Consider the following 20,756-nt stretch of genomic DNA (forward strand, 5'->3'; position numbering starts at 1 on the left):
CTATCACAGAGGTCGCGGGGTAGGTCTGTCCACGGAAAGGGGAGGTCCCACGATCAACCGATTTGTGCAACAGAGCCATGCGCGATGCAAAGTCCTACTGCAGTGTTTTTGTGGATGATAACAATCGAAAGCCGGTTTGCCGGCTTTACTTCAATTCGAAATCAAACAAGGCTATCGGGCTCTTTGATTCTGAAAAGAACGAGACCAAGCACCCGATTTCGGAGCTTGGTCAGATACTTGGCCATGCAATCGCCATCGAAGGGGTCATCCGGTCTTACGCCGGATAACCCTCCTATCGCAGGGGTAACCGTCACACCAACCGCTCAACCTCTTTCGCGGCCCGCACGAAATCCGCGAACAGGGGATGCGGGGCGAAGGGTTTCGATTTCAGTTCGGGGTGGAATTGCACGCCGATGAACCACGGATGGTCCTTCACCTCGACGATTTCCGGCAGCTTGCCGTCCGGGCTCATCCCCGAGAAGATCAGGCCGCACTCTTCCAGTTGGGCGCGATACTGGATGTCCACCTCATAGCGGTGGCGGTGGCGTTCCTCGATCACCGTGGCGTGGTAGACTTCGGCCACCCGCGAGCCGGCCTTGAGATTGGCGGTATAGGCGCCCAGCCGCATGGTGCCGCCCTTGGCATCATCGGCCTTGCGGCGCACGGTGTGATTGCCCTGCACCCATTCCTTGAGGTGATAGACCACCGGGGTAAAACGCTTTTCACCCGCCTCGTGGTCAAACTCCTCGGACCCGGCGTTCTTCAGGCCGACCAGATGGCGGGCGCTTTCGATCACCGCCATCTGCATTCCCAGACAGATGCCCAGATAGGGGATTTTCTTTTCGCGGGCGAATTGGGCGGCCTTGATCTTGCCTTCGGTGCCGCGTTCGCCAAAGCCGCCGGGCACCAGAATGGCGTGGAAATTCTCCAGCCAGGGGGCCGGGTCTTCGCGCTCGAAAATCTCGGCGTCGATCCACTCGGCCTTGACGCGGGTGCGGTTGGCCATGCCGCCATGGGTCAGCGCCTCGGCGATCGACTTATAGGCGTCTTCAAGCTGGGTATATTTGCCGACGATGGCCACCTTCACCTCACCCTCGGCATGGGTCAGGCGGTCCATCACATCTTCCCAGCGGGCAAGGTTCGGTTTCGGCGCCGGGGTGATGCCAAAGGCATCCAGCACCGCCTGATCCAGCCCCGCCTTGTGATAGGCCAAGGGAGCCTGATAGATCGTCTTCAGGTCATAGGCCGGGATCACCGCCTCTTTGCGGACGTTGCAGAAGAGGGCGATCTTTTCCCGCTCGCGGTCGGGGATCGGATGTTCGCTGCGGCAGACAAGGACATCGGGCGCAAGGCCGATCGACTGCAATTCCTTGACGGAATGCTGGGTCGGCTTGGTCTTCAGCTCGCCACTGGCCGCCAGATAGGGCAGCAGCGTCAGGTGCATCAGGATCGACTGGCCACGCGGGCGCTCATGGATAAACTGGCGGATGGCTTCGAAGAAGGGCAGTCCCTCGATATCGCCGACCGTGCCGCCGATCTCGCACAGCATGAAATCGACCTCATCATCGCCAATGCGGAGGAAGTCCTTGATTTCATTGGTGACATGCGGGATCACCTGAATGGTTTTGCCCAAGTAGTCGCCGCGGCGTTCCTTTTCCAGCACATTGGAGTAAATCCGCCCCGAGGAAATGGAATCCGTCTGCCGGGCATGAACCCCGGTGAAGCGTTCGTAATGGCCAAGGTCCAGATCGGTCTCGGCGCCATCATCGGTGACGAAAACCTCGCCATGTTCAAACGGGCTCATCGTGCCGGGATCGACGTTCAGATAGGGGTCAAGCTTGCGCAGCCGCACGGTATAGCCGCGCGCCTGCAACAGCGCCCCAAGGGCGGCCGAAGCCAGCCCCTTGCCCAGAGAGGACACCACACCGCCGGTGATGAAGATATAGCGAGCCATTGGGCCTCCCGTAGTCGATAAAAAGCGCGATTCGGCGCGTGGGAATCGCAGCACCACGGGAGTTGACCTATAGCCGAGGAATGACCAAGGCGCAACCGGACCGCAAGATTTTGCAGTCGGTTTCGTGGTGGCGTCAAAAGGTAGTGGTCAGTTTTCGGCGGCGGGCGGGGCGGCAGGCGCATCGGCCGCGGGCGGCGGCAGAAGGTCGGTGCCGGTGGGCAGGTTGCCCCCCGTGGCGGGCGCTTCGGGCGTGGCGGGGGCCGTGGTGCCGATCTGGTCGGCGACCGAGCCTTGATCCGCGGCACGGCTGGCCAGCACGGTCAGCGTGATCGAGGTGGCGATGAAGGCGATGGCAAAAATCCAGGTCAGCTTGGCCAGTGCCGTGGCCACGCCCCGGCTCGAGACCACGCCGCCGCCACCGCCACCCATGCCCAGGCCGCCCCCTTCCGAACGCTGAAGCAGCACGACCCCGATCAGGAGAAGCGCAAGGATCAGGTGGATGATAAGGACGACGTTTTCCATGGGAACCCCGAAGCTGACGCGCCTATCTAGGCGGAACCCCCCGGCGGCGCAAGCCCGTCCGGCGCCTCGCAGACGGCGGAAAGCTTGTTGCCGTCCGGGTCACGCAGATAACAGGCGTAGAAATGCGGCCCGTGGGGGCGCAGGCCCGGCGCGCCTTCGTCGGTTCCGCCTGCCGCCAGCCCCGCCGCGTGAAAGGCATCGACGGCGGCCCGGCTGGGCGCCACCAGCGCCGGCATCGAGCCGTTGCCCACCGTTGCGGGCCGCTTGTCATAGGGATGGGTGATCCAGAGCGTGATCCGCGCCGGGGCAGGCGGGCCATAGCCCACCTCATCAGGATATTCGGCGCGCAAGCCATGGCCGAGCGTCGGCATCACCGCATCGTAAAAGCGTTTCGCGGCGGCCAGATCATTGGTGCCGAGGGTCAGGTAGAGAAACATCGCATCCTCCTGCGGCCATTTTGCTGTTTCGCTGGCCGCCTGTGGTCGCTATAGCTCGCACGGTTTTTCCAAAGCGCAAGGACCGTGCATATGGCAAACGTGGTTGTCGTGGGCGCCCAGTGGGGCGACGAGGGCAAGGGCAAGATCGTGGACTGGCTGTCGGAACGTGCCGACATCGTGGCGCGATTCCAGGGCGGCCACAACGCCGGCCATACGCTGGTGATTGACGGCAAGGTCTACAAGCTGTCGCTGCTGCCTTCGGGGATCGTGCGCGGCGGCAAGCTTTCGGTGATCGGCAACGGCGTGGTGGTGGACCCCTGGCACCTTGTGACCGAGATCGACAAGCTGCGGGCGCAGGGCGTGGACATCACGCCGGAAAACCTGATCCTTGCGGAAAATGCCAGCCTGATCCTGCCGATCCATGGCGAGCTGGACCGCGGCCGCGAAAGCCAGACCGGCGTGGCCAAGATCGGCACCACCGGGCGCGGCATCGGCCCGGCCTATGAAGACAAGGTGGGCCGCCGCGCCATACGCGTGGCCGACATCTTTGACGAAGCCACGCTCGACACCCGGATCGGCCGCCTGCTGACCCATCACAACGCGCTGCGGGCGGGGCTTGGCCTTGATCCGGTGGACCCGGCGGCGCTCAAGGCGCAGATCCTTGAAATCGCACCCAAGATCAAACCCTATGCCGGCCCGGTCTGGAAAGTGCTGACCGAAGCGCGGCGCGCGGGCAAGCGCATCCTGTTCGAGGGGGCGCAGGGCGCCCTTCTGGACATCGACTTTGGCACCTATCCCTTTGTCACCTCGTCCAACGTGATCGCCGGGCAGGCGGCGACGGGCACCGGCCTTGGCCCGACCGCGATTGATTTCGTCCTTGGCATCGTCAAAGCCTATACCACCCGCGTCGGCGAAGGCCCGTTCCCCGCCGAACTGCATGACGCCGATGGCGAGCGTCTGGGCGAGCGGGGGCATGAGTTTGGCACCGTCACCGGGCGCAAGCGCCGCTGCGGCTGGTTCGATGCCGTGCTGGTGCGCCAGACCTGCGCCACCTCGGGCGTGTCGGGCATCGCGCTGACCAAGCTCGACGTGCTGGACGGGTTCAAGACGCTGAAAATCTGCGTCGGCTATGAACTCGACGGCCAGCGGATGGATTACCTGCCCACCGCCGCCGATCAACAGGCCCGCTGCACGCCGATCTATGAAGAGATGGAAGGCTGGTCCGAGAATACCGCAGGCGCGCGGTCCTGGGCCGATCTGCCGGGGGCGGCGATCAAATATGTCCGCCGCATCGAAGAGCTGATCCAGTGCCCGGTCGCGCTCCTGTCCACCAGCCCGGAACGGGACGACACCATTCTGGTGACCGATCCCTTCGCCGACTGAACCCCGGAAGGAACGGCCATGGCCCTTGGCTACAAGACCCGCCGCCGCCTGTCGCTGCTGATCCTTCTGGTCGGGCTGCCGCTGTATATCGTAGTGGCGGTCAATCTGGTGGATTGGCTGAATGCCTGGCGGGGCCGCCCTTCGGTTCCGATGGAGTTCCTCGTCTATGTCGGGCTTGGCGTCCTCTGGGCGCTGCCCTTGCGGGCGGTGTTCCGCGGTGTGGGGCAAGACGACCCGGACGCGCCGAAAGACCCCTGAAAGGCAAAAGGCGGACCATCCCCCGATGGCCCGCCTTCGCAAGGGCGTGAGTGGCAGCCTCCGCCCCGATGTTCTGTCCCGGTATCCTGATCAGCCGGCGTTGCGCAGTGCCTCGGCCAGGATCGGCGAGCGTTCGGTCACCGCAAAATGCCCGGCCCGGATCTTGGCGATCCGGCCCTTGCGCATCAGATAGCCAAAGCTGCGCAGGCATTCTTCACGCGCAAGGCCCGCACCGGCGGGCAGTTCGGCAACCTGACGCAGCACCAGCGGCCGCGAAAATTCGGGCCGCTTCAGCACCATGGCGCAATAGACCGCCGCCGCCTCGATCAGATCGGGAAGCTGCGTCGCCCCCAGCCGTTCGGCAAAGTCGGCAAAGCCCTTGCTGTCGGAGAAGACATTGCCGTCGTCCTCATCCTCATCATCCAGATCGAAGGCATCCAGATCGGCCTGCGGCGGCACCACCTGCGGGCGGGGCGGCGCGGGCGGGGCGACCGGCGTTTCTTCGGGCGCCAGTTCGGCCACGGTCTGGGCCACAGCGGCAGTATGGCGTCCCGCCTTGACGCGGCGCGGACGCACCGGGCCGGGGGCGCTGGCCGGGGCGGCGGGCGCTGCATCGGCCAGATTGTCCGACGCGACCGAAAGCGCCGCCGTCGAGGCGGTCGAGCGCGGGCGGTCGATGCGCTGTTCCGAAACCAGAACCAGCGGCGACAGCCGTTGGCCTTCGGAACGCTGCGGGCGCACGGCCTGTTCCAGATCGGCGCGGTAGGCATCCTTGCGGGTTTCGCCGCGCGCGGGCGTGGCGCCCTGCATCTGGCGTTCGGCGGTGGTGGCGGCCACGGCAGCCTTGAGATGCTCGATGGCCGAGCGGCGGCGGCGGGTGTCTTCGCCGTCCATCTCGGTGTCGGTGCGCGCGATCAGCCGCGACACCGAATCATCCGCGCCGGTGCCAAGGGCGCCGGTCTCGGTCCGGCGGCGCGGTTCGGCCTCGGGCTGTTCCATGGGTTGAACGGCGGGCTGGGCAGGTGCATGGACCTCAGGCCCGCCGATCTCGGCTTCGAGCGCGGCCAGTTCGGCCTGCAACGCCGCTTCGGCTTCGGGTGACAAGAGCGAGGTGCGCAGCGGCTGCGCCGCGGCTTCGGCAGGGGCGGGTGCCGCGACAGGAGCTGCGACGGGGGCCACAGCCGGCGCATCGCTGCGGCGAATACGGATCACCCGGGCGCGGGCCCGCTGGGCCTTTTCGCTGACCGGGGCGGGGGTCGCCTCTTCGGCCAACTCTTCGGCTTCGGGCGCAGGCGCAGGGGCCGCGGCCACCAGTTCGGCCGCGTCGATCGCTTCGGTGCCGGTGCTGGCCTCGGCCTCATCTTCGGCAAAGCTGTCATCCGCATCGTCGTCAAAGTCGAAGGTCGCGGGCGCGGTCAGGTTGCCAAGGGCAAACCCGTCATCTTCGGCGTCATCCTGCGCGGCGGCCGGGGGGGCCTCGGGCTGCGGATCGACCAGAGCGGCCAGCATGGCGGCGGTGTCGTCACCCTCATCCTCGTCGTCCCAGTCCTGATCTTCGGGCAGGGCATCGGTCCCCGCTTCCGTCACCGCTTCGGTGGCAGGGGCGGGCGCATCCAGCACTGCAAGCGCAGCCAGCATCGCCTCGTCGCCGTCATCGGCGAGATCGGTCTCTTCGGACAGGTCGGTGTCTTCGGCAAATTCCTCGGCAAAGCTGTCGGGCAACTCTTCCGCGACATCCGCGTCGAGAATTTCAGCCGCAGTCAGCACCGGCTCGTCCCCGGCAAATTCCTCGCCCAAATCTTCGATCAGGTCTTCGGCCAAGTCTTCGACGGGCTCTTCGACAAATTCTTCGGCAATCTCTGCCACCGGCTCTGCCACCTCGGGCAGCAGATCGGCCTGCGGCGCCTCGGGCTCCAGATCGCCGTCATAGTCGAAATCGGCGCCAAAGCCGGTTTCCACCGGCGCGTCATCGTCAAAGCCGACATCGGCGCGCAGGTCTTCGACCGGCTCATCCTCTTCATAAGCCGCCGCCAGAACCGGCGCCGTGGGGGCGACCAGCGGGGCTGCTTCGGGTTCACTCGGCTCTGCCGCCGACTCTGCCGCGGGCGCCACAGCGGGCGCAACCGGCAGCACCGCCGCCTCGCCGCGCAGGCGGCGCAGCTTGTCCGCCGCGGATTCCGCCGGGGCCGCATCCGGTGCAGGGGCCGCATCCAGAAAGGGGGCCACAGCCGGAACCGGCGCCGCCCGCACGCTGCCCTCGTCACCCGCCCGCAGGATCACGCCGTTTTCCTGCACCTTGGCCTCGACCCGGCGCTGAATCTCGCGCTCGGCGATACGGTGCAGCATGGCGGCATCGGGGGTGGGCGGCTCGGCGCCGAAATAGCGGTCCTCGGCGGCCAGATCGCGGAAATATTCTGCGATCGCCTTCATCGTCGAGAAGGGCTCGTCAAACCCCTCCAGCGTGCAGGAGAATGTCCCGTAGGACACCGTCAGAATTTTACTCGCTCCGAGCATCGGATGCCGCCTCTTGACTATTCACCCCGCCAAATTGCCCGCCGTCCTGTTCGTTTCCATGGACAGACGGCGGTAATTTGAAGGATTGATTGTGTTCACCGGATGGGCTCTTTGCCGCAATTGGATGAACAGTATTGGCATGAATCAGGGGATTGTCGAATCCCGCGAGGGGGTGACACTGGCCGGCGGGGCGCCTTTCGGCGCGGCTTTGCTGCGCCGGGCGCTGGCCCATGCCCCTGAAATCGTTGCCGCCGATGGCGGGGCGGACCGGCTCTTGCGGCTGGGGGTCATGCCCCGGGCGGTCTACGGCGATTTCGATTCGATTTCGGCAGGGGCACAGGCCCGGTTGCAGGGCCGACTGTTTCCCGTTGCGGAACAGGAAACCACCGATTTTGACAAGGCGCTGCGCCATATCCGGGCGCCCTTCGTGCTGGGCGTGGGGTTTCAGGGGGCGCGGCTGGACCACGGGCTTGCCGTGCTGAACGCGCTGACCCGCCACCCCGACCGCCGCGCCCTGATCCTGAGCGCGCAGGAGGTGACGTTTCTGGCGCCGCCCGAGATGGAGCTGCACCTGCCCGTCGGCTCGCGTCTGTCGCTCTTCCCCATGGCGCCGGTGCAAGGGACAAGCGAGGGGCTGCGCTGGCCGATCGACGGGCTGCACTTCGCGCCGGACGGCATGATCGGCACCTCGAACGAAGTCAGCGCGCCGCGGGTGCGGCTGCGCTTCGACGCGGCGGCGATGCTGGTGATCCTGCCCGTCAGATCGCTTCGGGCAGTTCTGCGCGGATTTGGCCTGCCGTCACCCGCTCGCGGTGGATGATGTAAAGCCCCGAGGCGATGATGATGCCCATGCCGACCCAGGTCAGCGCATTTGGGAAATCGCCGAACACGGCATAGCCAAGGGCGACGGCGGTAACGATCTCCAGATAATGGATCGGCGCCAGGGTGGAGGCCGGGGCATGTTTCAGCGCCAGCGTCATGCACATATGGCTGGCCGCCGCCCAGAAGCCCACGCCGAACAGCCACACCCATGCCCAGCCCTGCGGCATCACCGGATCGAACATGGCCAGCCCTGTGCCGTCCAACAACACCATGGCCGGCAGGCAGATCGCCGCCCCGGCAATCGAGGTGTGCAGTTGCTGGATCACCGGATGCACTTCGGCGGCAATCGCCCGGGTGACCAGCATGTAGAAGGCAAAGGCAAAGGCCGAGATCAGCGGATAGAGCGCCACTGTGCCGAATGCCGCGAGCGAGGGCTGGATCACCAGCATCGACCCGGCAAATCCCACCAGCGAGGCGATGATCCGGCGCGGCCCGATATGGTCGCCAAAGATCAGCCGGCCCAGGATCAACAGGATGAAGGGCTCGACAAAGACGATGGCCAGGGCATCGGCAATGGGCATGAACTGCACCCCCGCGACAAAGCCGAAGGTCGAGGCGATCAGGAACACCGCCCGAAGGGTGATCAGCGCCAGCACCCGCGGCGAGGCCCCCCAGGACAGCCGCATGACCAGCGCCACCGGCACCATCAGCACCCCCTGAACCAAAAATCGCGCCGTGGTGATCTGGCCGACGGGAATGGTCGCCGTGGCCAGCTTGGATGCGGTGTCCAGCAGCGGCGCCAGCACGCAGAAGGCCAACATGAGGATGATGCCGGGAAGGATGCGGTCCTGTGTCATGCCGCCTTCCTAACCGGATGCGTCGCCGCAGGATCGTCTGATTGCGACCTCGCGGGTGTTTCCCCTTCCGGGGCGGCCGCTTGGGGGCATCGAGCCCCCGCGCGCCCGGCTGCCGCGGACGACAGACCGGGGCGGTGGTCTGGCGGAAGCCGGGGCCTCCGGCGGGAGTATTTCAAAAGGTGCAAATGTAAGGGAGTTGTTTACCATTTCGCCGCATCATGATCCTGCGGAACAGGGAGGAGTCCCGATGGCCGCAAGGTGCAAGTCGTCCCGGTCGCGTGGGCGTTAACCCCTGCGCACTGGACTGGTGCCGTCGGCCGGGACGCAATCCCTTGCATTTGCACCTTTGGAAATACTCCACGGGGGTGCGGGGGTGTGAAACCCCCGCTCCTGCCGAAGACCGGGGTGCGGCCTCAGCAGTTGGGCACGTTCACCGCCAGCCCGCCCAGCGAGGTTTCCTTGTATTTCTCGTGCATGTCATGACCGGTCTGGCGCATGGTCTCGATGCAGGCATCCAGCGAGACCAGATGCACCCCGTCACCGCGCAGCGCCAGCGAGGCGGCGGAGACGGCCTTGATCGCGCCAAGGCCGTTGCGTTCGATGCAGGGCACCTGCACCAGCCCTTTCACCGGGTCGCAGGTCATGCCGAGGTGGTGTTCCAGCGCGATTTCGGCGGCGTTTTCCACCTGCATCGCGCTGCCGCCCATCACAGCGCAGAGCCCGGCGGCGGCCATGGCGGCGGCGCTGCCCACTTCGGCCTGACAGCCGCATTCGGCGCCCGAGATCGAGGCATTGTGTTTGCACAGGCCGCCGATGGCCGCCGCCGTCAGCAGGAAATCGCCCACGCCCGAGGGGGCGGCGCCCGGCACATGGTCAAGCCAGTAGCGGATCACCGCCGGAAGCACGCCTGCCGCCCCGTTGGTCGGCGCAGTCACCACTTGCCCCCCGGCGGCGTTTTCTTCGTTCACCGCCATGGCGTAGAGGCTCATCCAGTCGTTGATCGTATGCGGGGCGGTCATGTTCAGGCCGCGCTCGGCCATCAGTTGATCATGGATGCCCTTGGCGCGGCGGCGCACCTTGAGGCCGCCGGGCAGGATGCCTTCGCCGGTCATCCCGCGCGAGATGCAGGCGTTCATCACCTCCCACAGCCGGGCAAGACCGGCGTCGATCTCGGCGGCGGTGCGGAATTTCAGCTCGTTGGCGCGTTTCATCCGGGCGATGCTCAGGCCCGATTTCGCGGCCATCTCCAGCATTTCAGCCGCCGTTTCGAACGGATAGGGCACGTCGGCGCGGGCCTTGGCGCCGGCGCCGCCGGCTTCGGCCAGTTCCGCCGCGGTCAGCACGAAGCCGCCGCCGATGGAGTAATAGGTTTCCTGCAGGATCACGTCGCCCTGCGCATCCTTTGCCTTGAGGATCATGCCGTTGGCATGGCCGGCCAGGGGAGGGCCGTAGTCAAAGGTGAGGTCGGTTTTCGGGTTGAAGGCCAGTTCCGGCAGGCCGGGCGGGGCGATGCGGTGGGTCGCCTCGATCGCGGCCAGCGTGGTTTCGGCCTTGGCCGCGTCATAGCTGGCCGGCTCGAACCCGGCAAGGCCGAGGATCGTGGCGCGGTCGGTGGCATGGCCGACGCCAGTAAAGGCCAGCGAGCCGTGAAGTGAGCCTGCAACCCCGTGGAAATGGAAGGGTGAGGCGCGCATCAGGTCAAGGAACCTTGCGGCGGCCACCATCGGCCCCATGGTGTGGGACGATGACGGGCCGACGCCCACCTTGAACATGTCGAAGACGGAAAGAAACATGGCGCCTCAGGTGCTTGCGGTGAAGGGCAGGGGGCCGAGCCCCTCGTGTCGGCCGACGGATTGTGCCGCGGGCCGGGTTTCCAGCGCGGCCAGGACGCGGTGCAGCGCCGGATAATCCGCCGGGTCAATCCGCAACCCGCTGTCGGGGGCAAAGCTGCCCATCCAGCGCAGGAGCATCGCAAGATAATAGCCGAGGATGGTGGGGCGGTGCGGCGAAAGCCAGTCGGGCGCCGCGGCTGCCGCCGCCTCAAGCGCGGGCAGATAGCTGACAAAGCGGGCATGGGCCGCCTGTGCCACCGCATCGGCGGCCTCGGGGCCGATCAGGCGGTGTGGGTAGAAGACCTGCAACAGCGTCGGGTGCAGGTTGGTCGAGGTGTAGAAGAACCATTTCAGGAAATCGCCGCGCGCCGCATCGCCCGGCGCCGGGGCCAGCCGCGCCTGCGGATGCCGGTCGGCCAGCCAGAGCAGGATCGCCGCCGTCTCGAACATCACGCCTTCGGGCGTTTCCAGTGCCGGGATCAGGCCAAGCGGCTGCATCGCGCGGTAGGCGGCGCTGTCGCGGCTGCCATCCTCGCGATTCACCAGTTGCAGCCGGTGCGGCAGGTTCAGCTCCTCCAGAACCATCCGCACGGCCATCGAGGCCGAGTCGGGGGAGTAGTGCAGGACATACATCTTGGACCTCCATTTGCCGCGACTATGGCAAGGGGCCGCCCTGACCGGAATGCAAAATGCGACGCTTTGGGACGCCGGATGCCAAAAGACCGGGCAGGTCCGCAGATTTGGCGGTCGGTCTTGGGGGCGGGGATCACACCCCGCCGAAGAAATCCACCAGCAGTTTCAGGTTCAGCCCCACGATCACCACCGCGATCGCCGTCGCCAGAACCACCAGCCAGCGCGGCGCCACCAGCGCCCCCATCTTGGCGCGGTCGGCGGTGAACATCACCAGCGGCACCACGGCAAAGCTGAGTTGCAGCGACAGAACCACCTGCGTCAGGATCAGAAGCTCACCCGTTCCCGCGCTGCCGTAAAGGATCGTCACCCCGGCGGCGGGCAGGATGGCGATGCCCCGCGTGATCAGCCGCCGTGCCCAGGGCGCCAGCCGCATCCGCAGAAAGCCCTCCATCACCGCCTGCCCCGCCAGTGTCGCGGTGACGGTGGAGTTCAGCCCGCAGGCCAAGAGCGCCACCGCGAACAGCATCGGCGCCACCGTGGCCCCCAGAAGCGGGCCAAGCATCCGGTGCGCATCGCCGAGTTCGGCGACCTGCGGCTGCCCCGGCCCGTGGAACGCCGCCGCCGCCAGAATCAGGATCGAGGCATTGATCAAGAGCGCGAACATCAGCGCCACCGTGCTGTCGATCGTGGCATAGCGCAGCGCCTCGCGCTTTTCGGGCAGGCTATCGCCCCAGGCGCGGGTCTGCACGATGGCCGAATGCAGGTAGAGGTTATGCGGCATCACCGTGGCGCCCAGAATGCCCAGCGCCAGATACAGCATCTCGGGGTTCTTCACGATTTCGACCGTGGGGGCAAAGCCCTTGATCACCGCACCCCAATCGGGATCGGCCAGCGCGATCTGGATGGCGAAAGAGGCGGCGATCACCCCCAGCAGCGTGATGACAAAGGCTTCAAGCCAGCGGAACCCCTTCTTTTGCAGCCAGAGGATCAGGAAGACATCCAGCGCGGTGATCACCACCCCGATCTCCAGCGGCACCCCGAAGAGCAGGTTGAGCCCGATGGCCGTGCCGATCACCTCGGCAATGTCGGTGGCGATGATGGCGATTTCCGCCAGCGCCCAGAGCGGCACCGAGACCCAAGCCGGAAAGGCATCGCGGCAGGCCTGCGCCAGATCGCGCCCCGAGGCCACCGCCAGCCGCGCCGCCAGCGCCTGCAACACGATGGCCATCAGGTTCGACACCAGCGCCACCACCAGCAGCGTATAGCCAAAGGTTGAACCGCCCGCGAGCGAGGTCGCCCAGTTGCCCGGGTCCATATAGCCGACGGCCACCATATAACCCGGCCCAAGGAAGGCGGCAAAGCGGCGCCATGTGCCCTTGGGCAACTGGATCGTGCGGCTGACATCCGACAGCGCCGCCTCGCCGCGGGCCCCGCGCCAGCCCGAGGCAAGATCGAAAGCGGGTTTGTGTGTCATGGTGCTTCCTGCTAATGCGAATTATTCGCAACATAACCCGCGGCCGCGACAAGTCAAGCACGGCTGCAAACCCGCAGCAAAACCCCTCGCATGGCCGTGCGCTTCGGCCTATAAGCGCGGCAACAACCCCCGGAGGCCCCATGCCCGCAGATCTTTCCCCCATCGACAAGGCCAAGTTCGTTGCCGCCAAACGCGCGGTGGACTTCGTGCAGGACGGGATGAAGCTGGGCCTTGGCACCGGCTCGACTGCCGCATGGATGGTGCGCTGCCTGGGCGAGCGGGTGCGCGAAGAGGGGCTGCGCGTGGTCGGCGTGCCGACCTCGACCCGCACGGCGGAACTGGCGCGGCAGGTGGGGGTGCCCGTCACCTCGCTGGACGATGCCAAATGGCTGGACCTGACGATTGACGGCGCCGATGAATTTGACCCCAACCTTGCGCTGATCAAGGGCGGCGGTGCGGCGCTGTTGCAGGAAAAGATCGTCGCCACCGCCTCGGACCAGATGATCGTGATTGCCGATGCTGCCAAAGAGGTGGCGCAGCTTGGCGCCTTCCCGCTGCCGGTGGAAATCATCCCCTTCGGCTGGCAGACCACCAAGGCGCTGGTCGAAGAGCTGCTGGTCGGCATGGATGTGCTGGACCGCGACGTCACCCTGCGGATGAACGGCGACAAGCCGCTTCTGACGGATGAGGCGAATTACATCGTTGACCTTCACCTGAAACGCATCGGCAACCCGCGGCAATTGTCGCTGGTGCTGAACCAGATCCCCGGCGTTGTGGAGAACGGTCTTTTCATCGACATCTGCGATATCGTGATCATCGGCCATGGCGATGGCCGGGTGACGGTGCGCGACATCAACGAAGGCACCGAGCGGGACGACCGCATCCTTTTCGCGCCCGACACCAACATTTTCGCCGATCTGGGCGACTGATCTTTCCTTTTCCATCCTCTCTCCCCAAATATCCTGCGGGGGCCGGGGGTGCAAAACCCCCGGGTCCGACATTTGACACAAGGACCGGACTATGACGCAATTCGACTATGACCTTTTCGTCATCGGCGGAGGTTCGGGCGGGGTCCGGGCGGCGCGGATCGCGGCGGCGGAAGGTGGGGCGCGGGTCGGTCTGGCCGAGGAAAGCCGGATGGGCGGCACCTGCGTCATCCGCGGCTGCGTGCCGAAAAAGCTGATGGTGAATGCCTCTGCCTTCCCGCATCTGATCGAAGACGCCCGTGCCTATGGCTGGCAGGTGACCGGCGGCGCGTTTGACTGGCCCGCCTTCCGCGCCACGCTGGCAGCCGAGCTGGACCGGCTGGAAAACGCCTATCGCGGCACGCTCAAGGGCGCGGGGGTGACCATCCACGACACCCGCGCCGTGGTGGAAGACGCCCATACCGTGCGTCTGGCGACGGGGGAGCGGTTCAGCACCCGACATATCCTGATCGCCACCGGCGGCTGGCCCTTTGTGCCGGATATTCCGGGGCGCGAGCTGGCCGTGACCTCGAACGAAATGTTCAACCTGCCCGCCCTGCCGAAACGGGCGCTGGTGGTGGGCGGCGGCTATATTGCCAGCGAGTTTGCCGGCATCCTGAACGGATTTGGCGTTCAGGTGACGCAATATTACCGGGGTGCCCAGATCCTGCGCGGCTTTGACGACGAGGCGCGCGGCCATGTCGCAGCGGCGATGCAGGCGGCGGGCATCATCATCCGCTGCGGCACGGATGTCGCCCGGCTGGAGCAGACTGCCACCGGCATCCGCGCCGAAACCATCGATGGCGCCGCCGAAGAATTCGACCTTGTGCTTTACGCCACGGGCCGCAAGCCCAATGCCCATGGGCTGGGGCTTGAGGCGCTGGGGGTCGAGATTGACACAGCAGGCGCGGTCAAGGTCGATGACTGGTCGCAGACCGCCGTGCCGTCGATCTTTGCGGTGGGCGATGTGACGAACCGGGTCAACCTGACCCCGGTCGCCATCCGTGAAGGCCATGCCTTTGCCGATACCGTGTTTCGCGGCGTGCCGACGCAGTTCCGCCACGAAAACATCGCCAGCGCCGTCTTCACCCAGCCGGAACTCGGCGCCGTTGGCCTGACCGAGGAACAGGCGGCGGCGCGCGGGGCCACCGATGTCTATGTGGCCAGCTTCCGCCCGATGAAGACGCTCTTCGCCGGCCGGCAGGACCGGATGCTGATGAAGCTGCTGGTCGATGTGGAAACCCGCAAGGTTCTGGGCTGCCATATCGTCGGCGAGGGCGCGGGCGAAATGGTGCAACTGGCCGCCATCGCCATCGGCATGGGCGCGACGAAAGAGGATTTCGACCGCACCGTGGCGGTGCATCCCACCGCCGCCGAAGAGCTGGTGACCATGCGCAAACCCACCCGCCGTGTGGGGCAAACGGCCTGAAACCGGGGCGCGCCGGGCGGTTTCACCGCCTTGTCGCGCGCCCGCCCGCCGCGACAAAGCGCGGGATTGTCAGGCTTTGCGCCGCAGGGCGCTTGATTTTGCGGTCAAACTGCCCAATTCAGGGCAAGGAAATCTGACGGGAAGGACAAGACCTATGGCAGGCAGCGGAGGCCCTTGGGGCGGCGGCGGTGGCTCGGGCGACGATGACCGGGGCCAGGACCGGGGACCGCGCGATGAGGGCAAGCGCAATGGCGGCGGTCGGCGTCCGGGCGACGGCGGGCAGATCCCCGAAATCGACGAGCTGATGAAAAAGGGGCAAGAGCAGTTGCGCGTCCTGATGGGCGGGCGTGGCGGGCGCGGTGCGCCGCCCGGTGGCAATGGCGCCGGGCAAAACCCGATCGGGCCGCTCTTCACGCGGCAGGGGCTGATGCTGGGCCTGCTGGGGGCGGCGGCGCTCTGGGGCTATATGTCGTTCTACACGGTCAAGCCCGAAGAACGCTCGGTCGAGCTGTTTCTGGGCGAATATACCGGAACCCCGGGCAATCCGGGTCTGAACTTTGCGCCCTGGCCCTTCGTGACCGCCGAAGTCGTCTCGGTCACGGGCGAGCGGACGACCGATATCGGCACCGGCGCCGCGGGCGACATGGACACCGGGCTGATGCTGACCCGCGACCAGAACATCGTGGATATCGAATTTCAGGTGGTCTGGAACATTTCGGACCCGTCGAAATACCTCTTCAACCTTGCCGATCCCGCCGACACGATCCGCGCTGTGTCCGAGAGCGCCATGCGCGACATCATCGCGCGCAGCGAACTGGCGCCGATCCTGAACCGCGACCGCGGCCGGATCGCCACCGATCTGCGGACGGCGGTGCAGGGCACGCTCGACAGCTATGATGCCGGCATCAACGTGGTGCGGGTGAACTTCGCCAAGGCCGACCCGCCGCGCGAGGTGATCGACGCCTTCCGCGAAGTGCAGGCCGCACAGCAGGAACGCGACCGGCTTGAGAAAGAGGCTGATGCCTATGCCAACCGCGTCACCGCAGGCGCGCGTGGTCAGGCGGCGCAGCTTCTGGAAGAATCCGAAGCCTATCGCGCGCAGGTCGTGAACAATGCCGAGGGCGAGGCGAGCCGTTTCCTCTCGGTCTATGAAGAATACGTCAAGGCGCCCAAGGTCACCCGCAAGCGGATGTATCTGGAAACCATGGAACGGGTCTTTGGCGGCATGAACAAGGTGATCCTTGACGGCGTGCAGGGTGGCGAGGCCGGGCAGGGCGTGGTGCCCTTCCTGCCGCTGAACGAACTGGGCCGGATGAACTCCGGTGCCGCTGCCGCCACGAACGGGGGGACCAACTGATGCGCGCCGCTGTCATTCTTCCGGCTCTTGCCGTTCTGGGCGCGCTGGCCCTGTCCTCGGTCTTCATCGTGGACGAGCGCGAGCGCGTGCTGGTGCTGCAATTCGGTCAGGTCAAGCAAGAGGTCAGCGAGCCGGGCCTTGGCTTCAAGATCCCGCTCATTCAGGAAGTGGTCCGCTATGAAGACCGCATTCTGGGCCTGCCGACCCAGCCGATCGAAGTCACCCCCGCCGATGACCGCCGCCTTGTGGTTGATGCCTTTGCCCGCTGGCGGATCACCGATCTGCTGGAATTCCGCGAAGCCGTCGGCCCGGGGGGCGAGGATCAGGCCCGCGCCCGGCTGGACCGGATTGTGAATGCCGCCATCCGCGAGGTTCTGGGCTCGGTCCCCTCGGGCCGTGTGCTGTCCGAAGACCGCACCGCGTTGATGAACCAGATCCGCGATCTGGCCCGGCGCGAGGCGGCCTCTCTGGGGGTCGAAGTGATCGACGTGCGCCTGACCCGCACCGACCTGCCGGACCAGAACCTTGAGGCGACCTTTGCCCGGATGCGGGCCGAACGCCAAAGGGAAGCCGCCGACGAAATCGCGCGTGGTAACGAAGCGGCGCAGCGTGTGCGCGCCGCCGCCGACCGCACCGTGGTCGAGCTGACCTCCGAGGCGCGCAAGAACGCCGAGGTGGTCCGCGGTCAGGCCGATGCCGAACGTAACCGCATCTATGCCGAGGCGTTTGGCCGCGACCCCGAGTTCTTTGCCTTCACCCGCTCGCTCACCTCGTATGAGCGGGCGTTGCAGGGCGGCAATTCCTCGATCGTGATGTCGCCCGACTCGGCCTTCTTCGACTATCTCAACAGCGATCAGGCCGCGACACCCGCTCCGGCACCCTGAGCCGTGACAGATTGCGAAAGGGCCGGTCATTGCACCGGCCCTTTTTGCTGCGCGCCGCCCCCTTGCCGTGACAAACCCCTTCACGAGGCGTTGACGGCGCGCGAGCGGGATTGCATTGCCTTCCCGCTTGGTTACCTGATGATGCAACCCAGATCCGAAGGGGCCGCAGGGCCCCGCCCAGAATGAAAAGGAGTTCGGACGTGTTGACCCGTTTCCCTGCTCAGGCCCCCCGCCCGGCGCCCCTGACCCCCCCGGCCCGCCGGCCGGTGGCGCGTGCGCTGATGGCGACCGCCCTTGGCCTGTCGCTGGCCTTCTCGGCGCTGCCCGGCGCCCCGGCGCTGGCGCTTGGCGCGCCGGAAAGCTTTGCCGATCTTGCCCAGTCGATCAGCCCTTCGGTGGTGAACATCACCACCACCGCCGTTGTCGCCGCCCCCGCCGATGGCGGGCCGATGGTGCCCAAAGGCTCGCCCTTTGAAGAGTTCTTCAAGGACTTCGGACAAGAGGGGCAGGGCCCGCAGGAACCGCAGCGCGAACAGGCGCTGGGTTCGGGCTTCGTGATTTCGGCCGATGGCTATATCGTGACGAACAACCACGTCATCGAAGGCGCCGATGAAATCGAGATCGAGTTCTTTTCCGGCAACCGGCTGAAGGCCAAGCTGGTCGGCACCGACCCCAAGACCGATATCGCGCTTCTGAAGGTGGACAGCCCCGAGCCGCTGCCCTTTGTCACCTTCGGCGACAGCGACCATATGCGCGTCGGCGATTGGGTCATGGCCATGGGCAACCCGCTGGGGCAGGGCTTCTCGGTGTCGGCCGGGATCGTCTCGGCCCGGGGACGCGAGTTGCAGGGCACCTATGACGATTTCATCCAGACCGATGCCGCGATCAACAAGGGCAATTCGGGCGGCCCCTTGTTCAACATGGACGGGCAGGTGATCGGGGTGAACACCGCGATCCTGTCGCCCACGGGCGGCTCCATCGGGATCGGGTTCTCGATGGCGTCGAATGTGGTTTCGAAAGTGGTGGATCAGCTCAAGGAATTCGGTGAAACCCGCCGCGGCTGGCTGGGCGTCAAGATTCAGGACGTGACCCCCGACGTGGCCGAGGCGATGGGCCTTGCCGCTGCCAAGGGTGCGCTGATCACCGATGTTCCCGAAGGACCGGCGCGCGATGCCGGGCTTCTGGCGGGCGATGTGATCCTGACCTTCAACGGCGACGAGATCAGCGACGTGCGCGACCTGACCCGCACCGTGGCCGATGCCCCGATCGGCGAAGAGGTTCCGGTTCTGGTGCTGCGCGAAGGCAAGGAACAGACCATCCCCGTCAAGCTTGGCCGCCGCGAAGAGGCCGAAGCGGTGGTGCCCGCCTCGGGCACGCCGCAGGGTCAGGCCGAACCGCAAGAGGCCGAGGTGCTGGGCCTGACGCTCTCTCCGGTCGATGATGAGGTGATCAAGGGCATGGGCCTGCCTGCTGGCACCGAAGGTCTGGTGGTGACGGCGGTCGATGCCACCTCGGATGCGGCGGGCAAGGGCGTGGCGCCGGGCGATATCATCGTCGAGGCCGGGCAGGCCCCGGTCACCCGTCTGGCCGATCTGCAAGCCCGCATCGACGAGGCCAAGGCTGCCGGGCGCAAGTCGCTTCTGCTCCTGATCCGGCGCGAAGGCGATCCGCGTTTCGTGGCGCTGTCGGTCGAATAACCCGATCCGCCTGCACAGAAAGGGGCGGTCCCGCGCGGGGCCGCCCTAACCCATTTCATGCAACAGCCGGTCGCGGAAGCCGCGCAGCCAGTCCGCCCGCTCTTCGGCCAGCGCCCGGCCCGCCGCCGTCTGCATCAGCGCGGGCAGCCGGAAAAGTTTGGTTTCCAGATGGTCCAGCGCAAAGGCGCGGTCGTTCAGCGGGCGGTTGCACGCCAAAGGGTCGTCCGGGTCGGCGATGGCGCGGCCCATCGCCCCGGCCACCACGAACATCCGCGCCAGCCCCACCGCCCCCAGCGCCTCAAGCCGGTCGGCATCCTGAAGGATGCGCGCCTCGGCTGTTTCCGGCGCGATCCCGGCGGAAAAGCTGTGGGCGGCAATGGCATGGGCCACGGCGGGCAGGCGCGCGGGATCAAAGCCTTCGCCCTGCAATATCCGCACCGCCGCCTCGGCGGAAAGGGTCGAGGCGCGGGCGCGGTCGGGGTGATCCTTGGGCAGGTTGACCAGATCGTGGAACCAGACCGCCGCCTCAAGCACCGCCATATCGACGGCGATGCCCCGCGCCGTCTCATCCGCAGCAATCACCTTTGCATTGGTCCAGACGCGGGCCAGATGGCCAAGGTCATGCGCGCCGTCGGCGGGGCCCTGCGCCCAGACCGCCGCCACGATCGCACGGTAGCTGTTCACAGCCGGTCCAGCTCCACCGCGCTCAACCCCAGTTCGCGGGCAGCGGCGAGCGAGAGGGTGGCGCTGTCCAGCCCCCGCTCGGCCTGAAAGCGGCGGATGGCGGCGGCGGTGGCGCCGTCCATCACCCCGGTCACCGGCTGATCATAAAGCCCCCGCGCCTTCAGCGCCCGTTGCAGCGTGGCGACAAAGGCCACGGTCTGATCCGCAGGGCAGGGCGCGCGGAACCAGACCTCCTCCCGCTCGCGCAGCATCCGCTGCGAGGTGATGGTGCGAAAGCTGGCAGGCACAATCACCTTGCCCGCCGCATCGCGCTGCTCTTGTGTTACCACGACCTGCTCGGTCACCGTCTCGATCACTGCGGGCGTGGTGTCCTTGGCCCAGCAGGCCCCGGCGGGCCCCTCGGGCGCTTCCGATCCCGGCGGGCGGCGGATCAGCTCGCGCGCCAGATCGGCACGCGCGGGGCCGGGGCCGCTGCCGCCCTGCGCCACGCAGCCCGCCAGCAGCGCCACCACGGCGGCGCCCAGCCAAAGGCTGCGAAGGGAGGGAAATGCCATGCTCTGCCCTTTTGCGCGCCGGAGTTGCCCCCCGGACGGTTCTCTGCCGCCAGCATAGCGGCCCCTGCGCCTGCGCGAAAGTCCTGCACACCCCACCCTCTGGCAAATCGCGGCAATCTGGCCTATGTCCTGCGAAAGGCCGCAGGGCGGCGCGAAACCGGGCAGGAAAGAATGGCGAAGATCACCTATGTGGAACATTCCGGCAAAGAGCATGTGGTCGAGGTGGCCGCAGGTCTGACCGTGATGGAAGGCGCACGCGACAACGGCATTCCGGGGATCGAAGCCGATTGCGGCGGCGCCTGCGCCTGTTCGACCTGCCATGTCTATGTGGCGCCGGAATGGGTGGAAAAGCTGCCCAAGAAGGATGCGATGGAAGAGGACATGCTGGATTTCGCCTGGAATCCCGATCCGGTCCGCTCGCGCCTGACCTGCCAGATCAAGGTGACGCCGGCGCTCGACGGGCTGCGGGTGCAGATGCCGGAAAAGCAGATCTGATCTGC

General features: G+C 66.4%; 19 protein-coding genes. 9 read left to right on the forward strand and 10 right to left on the reverse strand.

The window, feature by feature from the left end:
* Positions 1–310: 310 nt before the first annotated feature.
* The 3 genes from HS053_RS15680 to HS053_RS15690 all read right to left on the reverse strand — a co-directional run bounded on the left by HS053_RS15680 (position 311) and on the right by HS053_RS15690 (position 2,913).
* A complete protein-coding gene (locus HS053_RS15680) occupies positions 311–1,954 on the reverse strand; it encodes a CTP synthase (RefSeq protein ID WP_174212216.1) in 1,644 nt (547 codons plus the stop codon).
* Positions 1,955–2,101: 147 nt separating this feature from the next.
* Positions 2,102–2,476 (reverse strand): preprotein translocase subunit SecG, encoded by a 375-nt coding sequence (secG, locus tag HS053_RS15685; RefSeq protein ID WP_174212217.1) that lies wholly within the window; start codon positions 2,474–2,476, stop codon positions 2,102–2,104.
* Between the two features lie 26 nt (positions 2,477–2,502).
* Positions 2,503–2,913, reverse strand: coding sequence for a VOC family protein (locus HS053_RS15690; protein ID WP_174212218.1), 411 nt, complete (start codon positions 2,911–2,913; stop codon positions 2,503–2,505).
* Between the two features lie 90 nt (positions 2,914–3,003).
* Between HS053_RS15690 and HS053_RS15695 the strand changes: the two genes are divergently transcribed.
* Both HS053_RS15695 and HS053_RS15700 read left to right on the forward strand, forming a co-directional pair.
* Entirely contained in the window at positions 3,004–4,296 is a 1,293-nt protein-coding gene (locus HS053_RS15695) for an adenylosuccinate synthase (protein ID WP_174212219.1), read from the forward strand.
* Positions 4,297–4,314: 18 nt separating this feature from the next.
* Positions 4,315–4,554: a DUF2842 domain-containing protein gene (locus HS053_RS15700; RefSeq protein ID WP_174212220.1), complete on the forward strand. Its 240-nt coding sequence runs from the start codon at positions 4,315–4,317 to the stop codon at positions 4,552–4,554.
* A 90-nt stretch (positions 4,555–4,644) separates the two neighbouring features.
* Here the strand turns inward: HS053_RS15700 and HS053_RS15705 are convergent, their stop codons facing one another.
* Positions 4,645–7,068 carry a hypothetical protein gene (locus HS053_RS15705; RefSeq protein ID WP_174212221.1) on the reverse strand — a complete coding sequence of 808 codons (2,424 nt, stop codon included), beginning with the start codon at positions 7,066–7,068 and terminating at the stop codon, positions 4,645–4,647.
* 139 nt (positions 7,069–7,207) lie between these two features.
* Here HS053_RS15705 and HS053_RS15710 point away from each other — a divergent pair, with 139 nt between their 5' ends.
* Positions 7,208–7,888 (forward strand): thiamine diphosphokinase, encoded by a 681-nt coding sequence (locus HS053_RS15710; protein ID WP_174212380.1) that lies wholly within the window; start codon positions 7,208–7,210, stop codon positions 7,886–7,888.
* On the opposite strand, the gene HS053_RS15715 is transcribed toward HS053_RS15710, so the two are convergent.
* From HS053_RS15715 to HS053_RS15730, 4 genes are all read right to left on the reverse strand, one after another.
* Entirely contained in the window at positions 7,827–8,747 is a 921-nt protein-coding gene (locus HS053_RS15715; RefSeq protein ID WP_174212222.1) for a DMT family transporter, read from the reverse strand. The genes HS053_RS15710 and HS053_RS15715 overlap by 62 nt on opposite strands.
* Before the next feature lie 413 nt (positions 8,748–9,160).
* Positions 9,161–10,540 (reverse strand): L-serine ammonia-lyase, encoded by a 1,380-nt coding sequence (locus HS053_RS15720; protein WP_174212223.1) that lies wholly within the window; start codon positions 10,538–10,540, stop codon positions 9,161–9,163.
* 6 nt (positions 10,541–10,546) lie between these two features.
* Positions 10,547–11,212: a glutathione S-transferase family protein gene (locus HS053_RS15725; RefSeq protein ID WP_174212224.1), complete on the reverse strand. Its 666-nt coding sequence runs from the start codon at positions 11,210–11,212 to the stop codon at positions 10,547–10,549.
* 133 nt (positions 11,213–11,345) lie between these two features.
* On the reverse strand, positions 11,346–12,686 hold the full coding sequence (locus tag HS053_RS15730) for an Nramp family divalent metal transporter (RefSeq protein WP_174212225.1): 1,341 nt from the start codon (positions 12,684–12,686) through the stop codon (positions 11,346–11,348).
* 140 nt (positions 12,687–12,826) lie between these two features.
* On the opposite strand from HS053_RS15730, the gene rpiA reads away from it, so the two are divergent.
* The 5 genes from rpiA to HS053_RS15755 all read left to right on the forward strand — a co-directional run bounded on the left by rpiA (position 12,827) and on the right by HS053_RS15755 (position 19,018).
* The gene (rpiA, locus tag HS053_RS15735; RefSeq protein ID WP_174212226.1) at positions 12,827–13,615 is read left to right on the forward strand and encodes a ribose-5-phosphate isomerase RpiA; all 789 of its coding nucleotides are present in this window, start codon (positions 12,827–12,829) and stop codon (positions 13,613–13,615) included.
* Positions 13,616–13,706: 91 nt separating this feature from the next.
* Positions 13,707–15,080, forward strand: coding sequence for a glutathione-disulfide reductase (gene gor, locus HS053_RS15740; RefSeq protein ID WP_174212227.1), 1,374 nt, complete (start codon positions 13,707–13,709; stop codon positions 15,078–15,080).
* Between the two features lie 154 nt (positions 15,081–15,234).
* Positions 15,235–16,437 (forward strand): FtsH protease activity modulator HflK, encoded by a 1,203-nt coding sequence (gene hflK / locus HS053_RS15745; RefSeq protein ID WP_174212228.1) that lies wholly within the window; start codon positions 15,235–15,237, stop codon positions 16,435–16,437.
* Complete coding sequence (gene hflC, locus HS053_RS15750) at positions 16,437–17,321, forward strand: protease modulator HflC (RefSeq protein ID WP_458358902.1); 885 nt, start codon at positions 16,437–16,439, stop codon at positions 17,319–17,321. The genes hflK and hflC overlap by 1 nt, the downstream gene beginning before the upstream one ends.
* Before the next feature lie 281 nt (positions 17,322–17,602).
* Complete coding sequence (locus tag HS053_RS15755; protein WP_241699897.1) at positions 17,603–19,018, forward strand: DegQ family serine endoprotease; 1,416 nt, start codon at positions 17,603–17,605, stop codon at positions 19,016–19,018.
* Positions 19,019–19,063: 45 nt separating this feature from the next.
* Here the strand turns inward: HS053_RS15755 and HS053_RS15760 are convergent, their stop codons facing one another.
* Both HS053_RS15760 and HS053_RS15765 read right to left on the reverse strand, forming a co-directional pair.
* Positions 19,064–19,702 carry an HD domain-containing protein gene (locus HS053_RS15760; RefSeq protein ID WP_174212230.1) on the reverse strand — a complete coding sequence of 213 codons (639 nt, stop codon included), beginning with the start codon at positions 19,700–19,702 and terminating at the stop codon, positions 19,064–19,066.
* Positions 19,699–20,256, reverse strand: coding sequence for a peptidoglycan-binding domain-containing protein (locus HS053_RS15765; RefSeq protein WP_174212231.1), 558 nt, complete (start codon positions 20,254–20,256; stop codon positions 19,699–19,701). The genes HS053_RS15760 and HS053_RS15765 overlap by 4 nt, the downstream gene beginning before the upstream one ends.
* 171 nt (positions 20,257–20,427) lie before the next feature.
* Here HS053_RS15765 and HS053_RS15770 point away from each other — a divergent pair, with 171 nt between their 5' ends.
* Complete coding sequence (locus HS053_RS15770; RefSeq protein WP_174212232.1) at positions 20,428–20,751, forward strand: 2Fe-2S iron-sulfur cluster-binding protein; 324 nt, start codon at positions 20,428–20,430, stop codon at positions 20,749–20,751.
* Positions 20,752–20,756 lie beyond the last annotated feature (5 nt).

Source organism: Tabrizicola fusiformis (genome assembly GCF_013328815.1).
In the GTDB taxonomy this organism is placed as follows: Bacteria; Pseudomonadota; Alphaproteobacteria; order Rhodobacterales; family Rhodobacteraceae; genus Fuscibacter.

Bases quoted from the DNA above. Each gene is read 5' to 3' on its own strand.
- HS053_RS15710 (WP_174212380.1), top strand. From the start codon at position 7,208: ATGAATCAGGGGATTGTCGAATCCCGCGAGGGGGTGACACTGGCCGGC.
- HS053_RS15680 (WP_174212216.1), bottom strand. From the start codon at position 1,954: ATGGCTCGCTATATCTTCATCACCGGCGGTGTGGTGTCCTCTCTGGGC.
- HS053_RS15690 (WP_174212218.1), bottom strand. From the start codon at position 2,913: ATGTTTCTCTACCTGACCCTCGGCACCAATGATCTGGCCGCCGCGAAA.
- HS053_RS15770 (WP_174212232.1), top strand. From the start codon at position 20,428: ATGGCGAAGATCACCTATGTGGAACATTCCGGCAAAGAGCATGTGGTC.
- secG (WP_174212217.1), bottom strand. From the start codon at position 2,476: ATGGAAAACGTCGTCCTTATCATCCACCTGATCCTTGCGCTTCTCCTG.
- HS053_RS15755 (WP_241699897.1), top strand. From the start codon at position 17,603: ATGGCGACCGCCCTTGGCCTGTCGCTGGCCTTCTCGGCGCTGCCCGGC.
- hflC (WP_458358902.1), top strand. From the start codon at position 16,437: ATGCGCGCCGCTGTCATTCTTCCGGCTCTTGCCGTTCTGGGCGCGCTG.
- HS053_RS15700 (WP_174212220.1), top strand. From the start codon at position 4,315: ATGGCCCTTGGCTACAAGACCCGCCGCCGCCTGTCGCTGCTGATCCTT.
- HS053_RS15730 (WP_174212225.1), bottom strand. From the start codon at position 12,686: ATGACACACAAACCCGCTTTCGATCTTGCCTCGGGCTGGCGCGGGGCC.
- HS053_RS15715 (WP_174212222.1), bottom strand. From the start codon at position 8,747: ATGACACAGGACCGCATCCTTCCCGGCATCATCCTCATGTTGGCCTTC.
- gor (WP_174212227.1), top strand. From the start codon at position 13,707: ATGACGCAATTCGACTATGACCTTTTCGTCATCGGCGGAGGTTCGGGC.
- hflK (WP_174212228.1), top strand. From the start codon at position 15,235: ATGGCAGGCAGCGGAGGCCCTTGGGGCGGCGGCGGTGGCTCGGGCGAC.
- HS053_RS15725 (WP_174212224.1), bottom strand. From the start codon at position 11,212: ATGTATGTCCTGCACTACTCCCCCGACTCGGCCTCGATGGCCGTGCGG.
- HS053_RS15720 (WP_174212223.1), bottom strand. From the start codon at position 10,540: ATGTTTCTTTCCGTCTTCGACATGTTCAAGGTGGGCGTCGGCCCGTCA.
- HS053_RS15695 (WP_174212219.1), top strand. From the start codon at position 3,004: ATGGCAAACGTGGTTGTCGTGGGCGCCCAGTGGGGCGACGAGGGCAAG.
- HS053_RS15765 (WP_174212231.1), bottom strand. From the start codon at position 20,256: ATGGCATTTCCCTCCCTTCGCAGCCTTTGGCTGGGCGCCGCCGTGGTG.
- rpiA (WP_174212226.1), top strand. From the start codon at position 12,827: ATGCCCGCAGATCTTTCCCCCATCGACAAGGCCAAGTTCGTTGCCGCC.
- HS053_RS15705 (WP_174212221.1), bottom strand. From the start codon at position 7,068: ATGCTCGGAGCGAGTAAAATTCTGACGGTGTCCTACGGGACATTCTCC.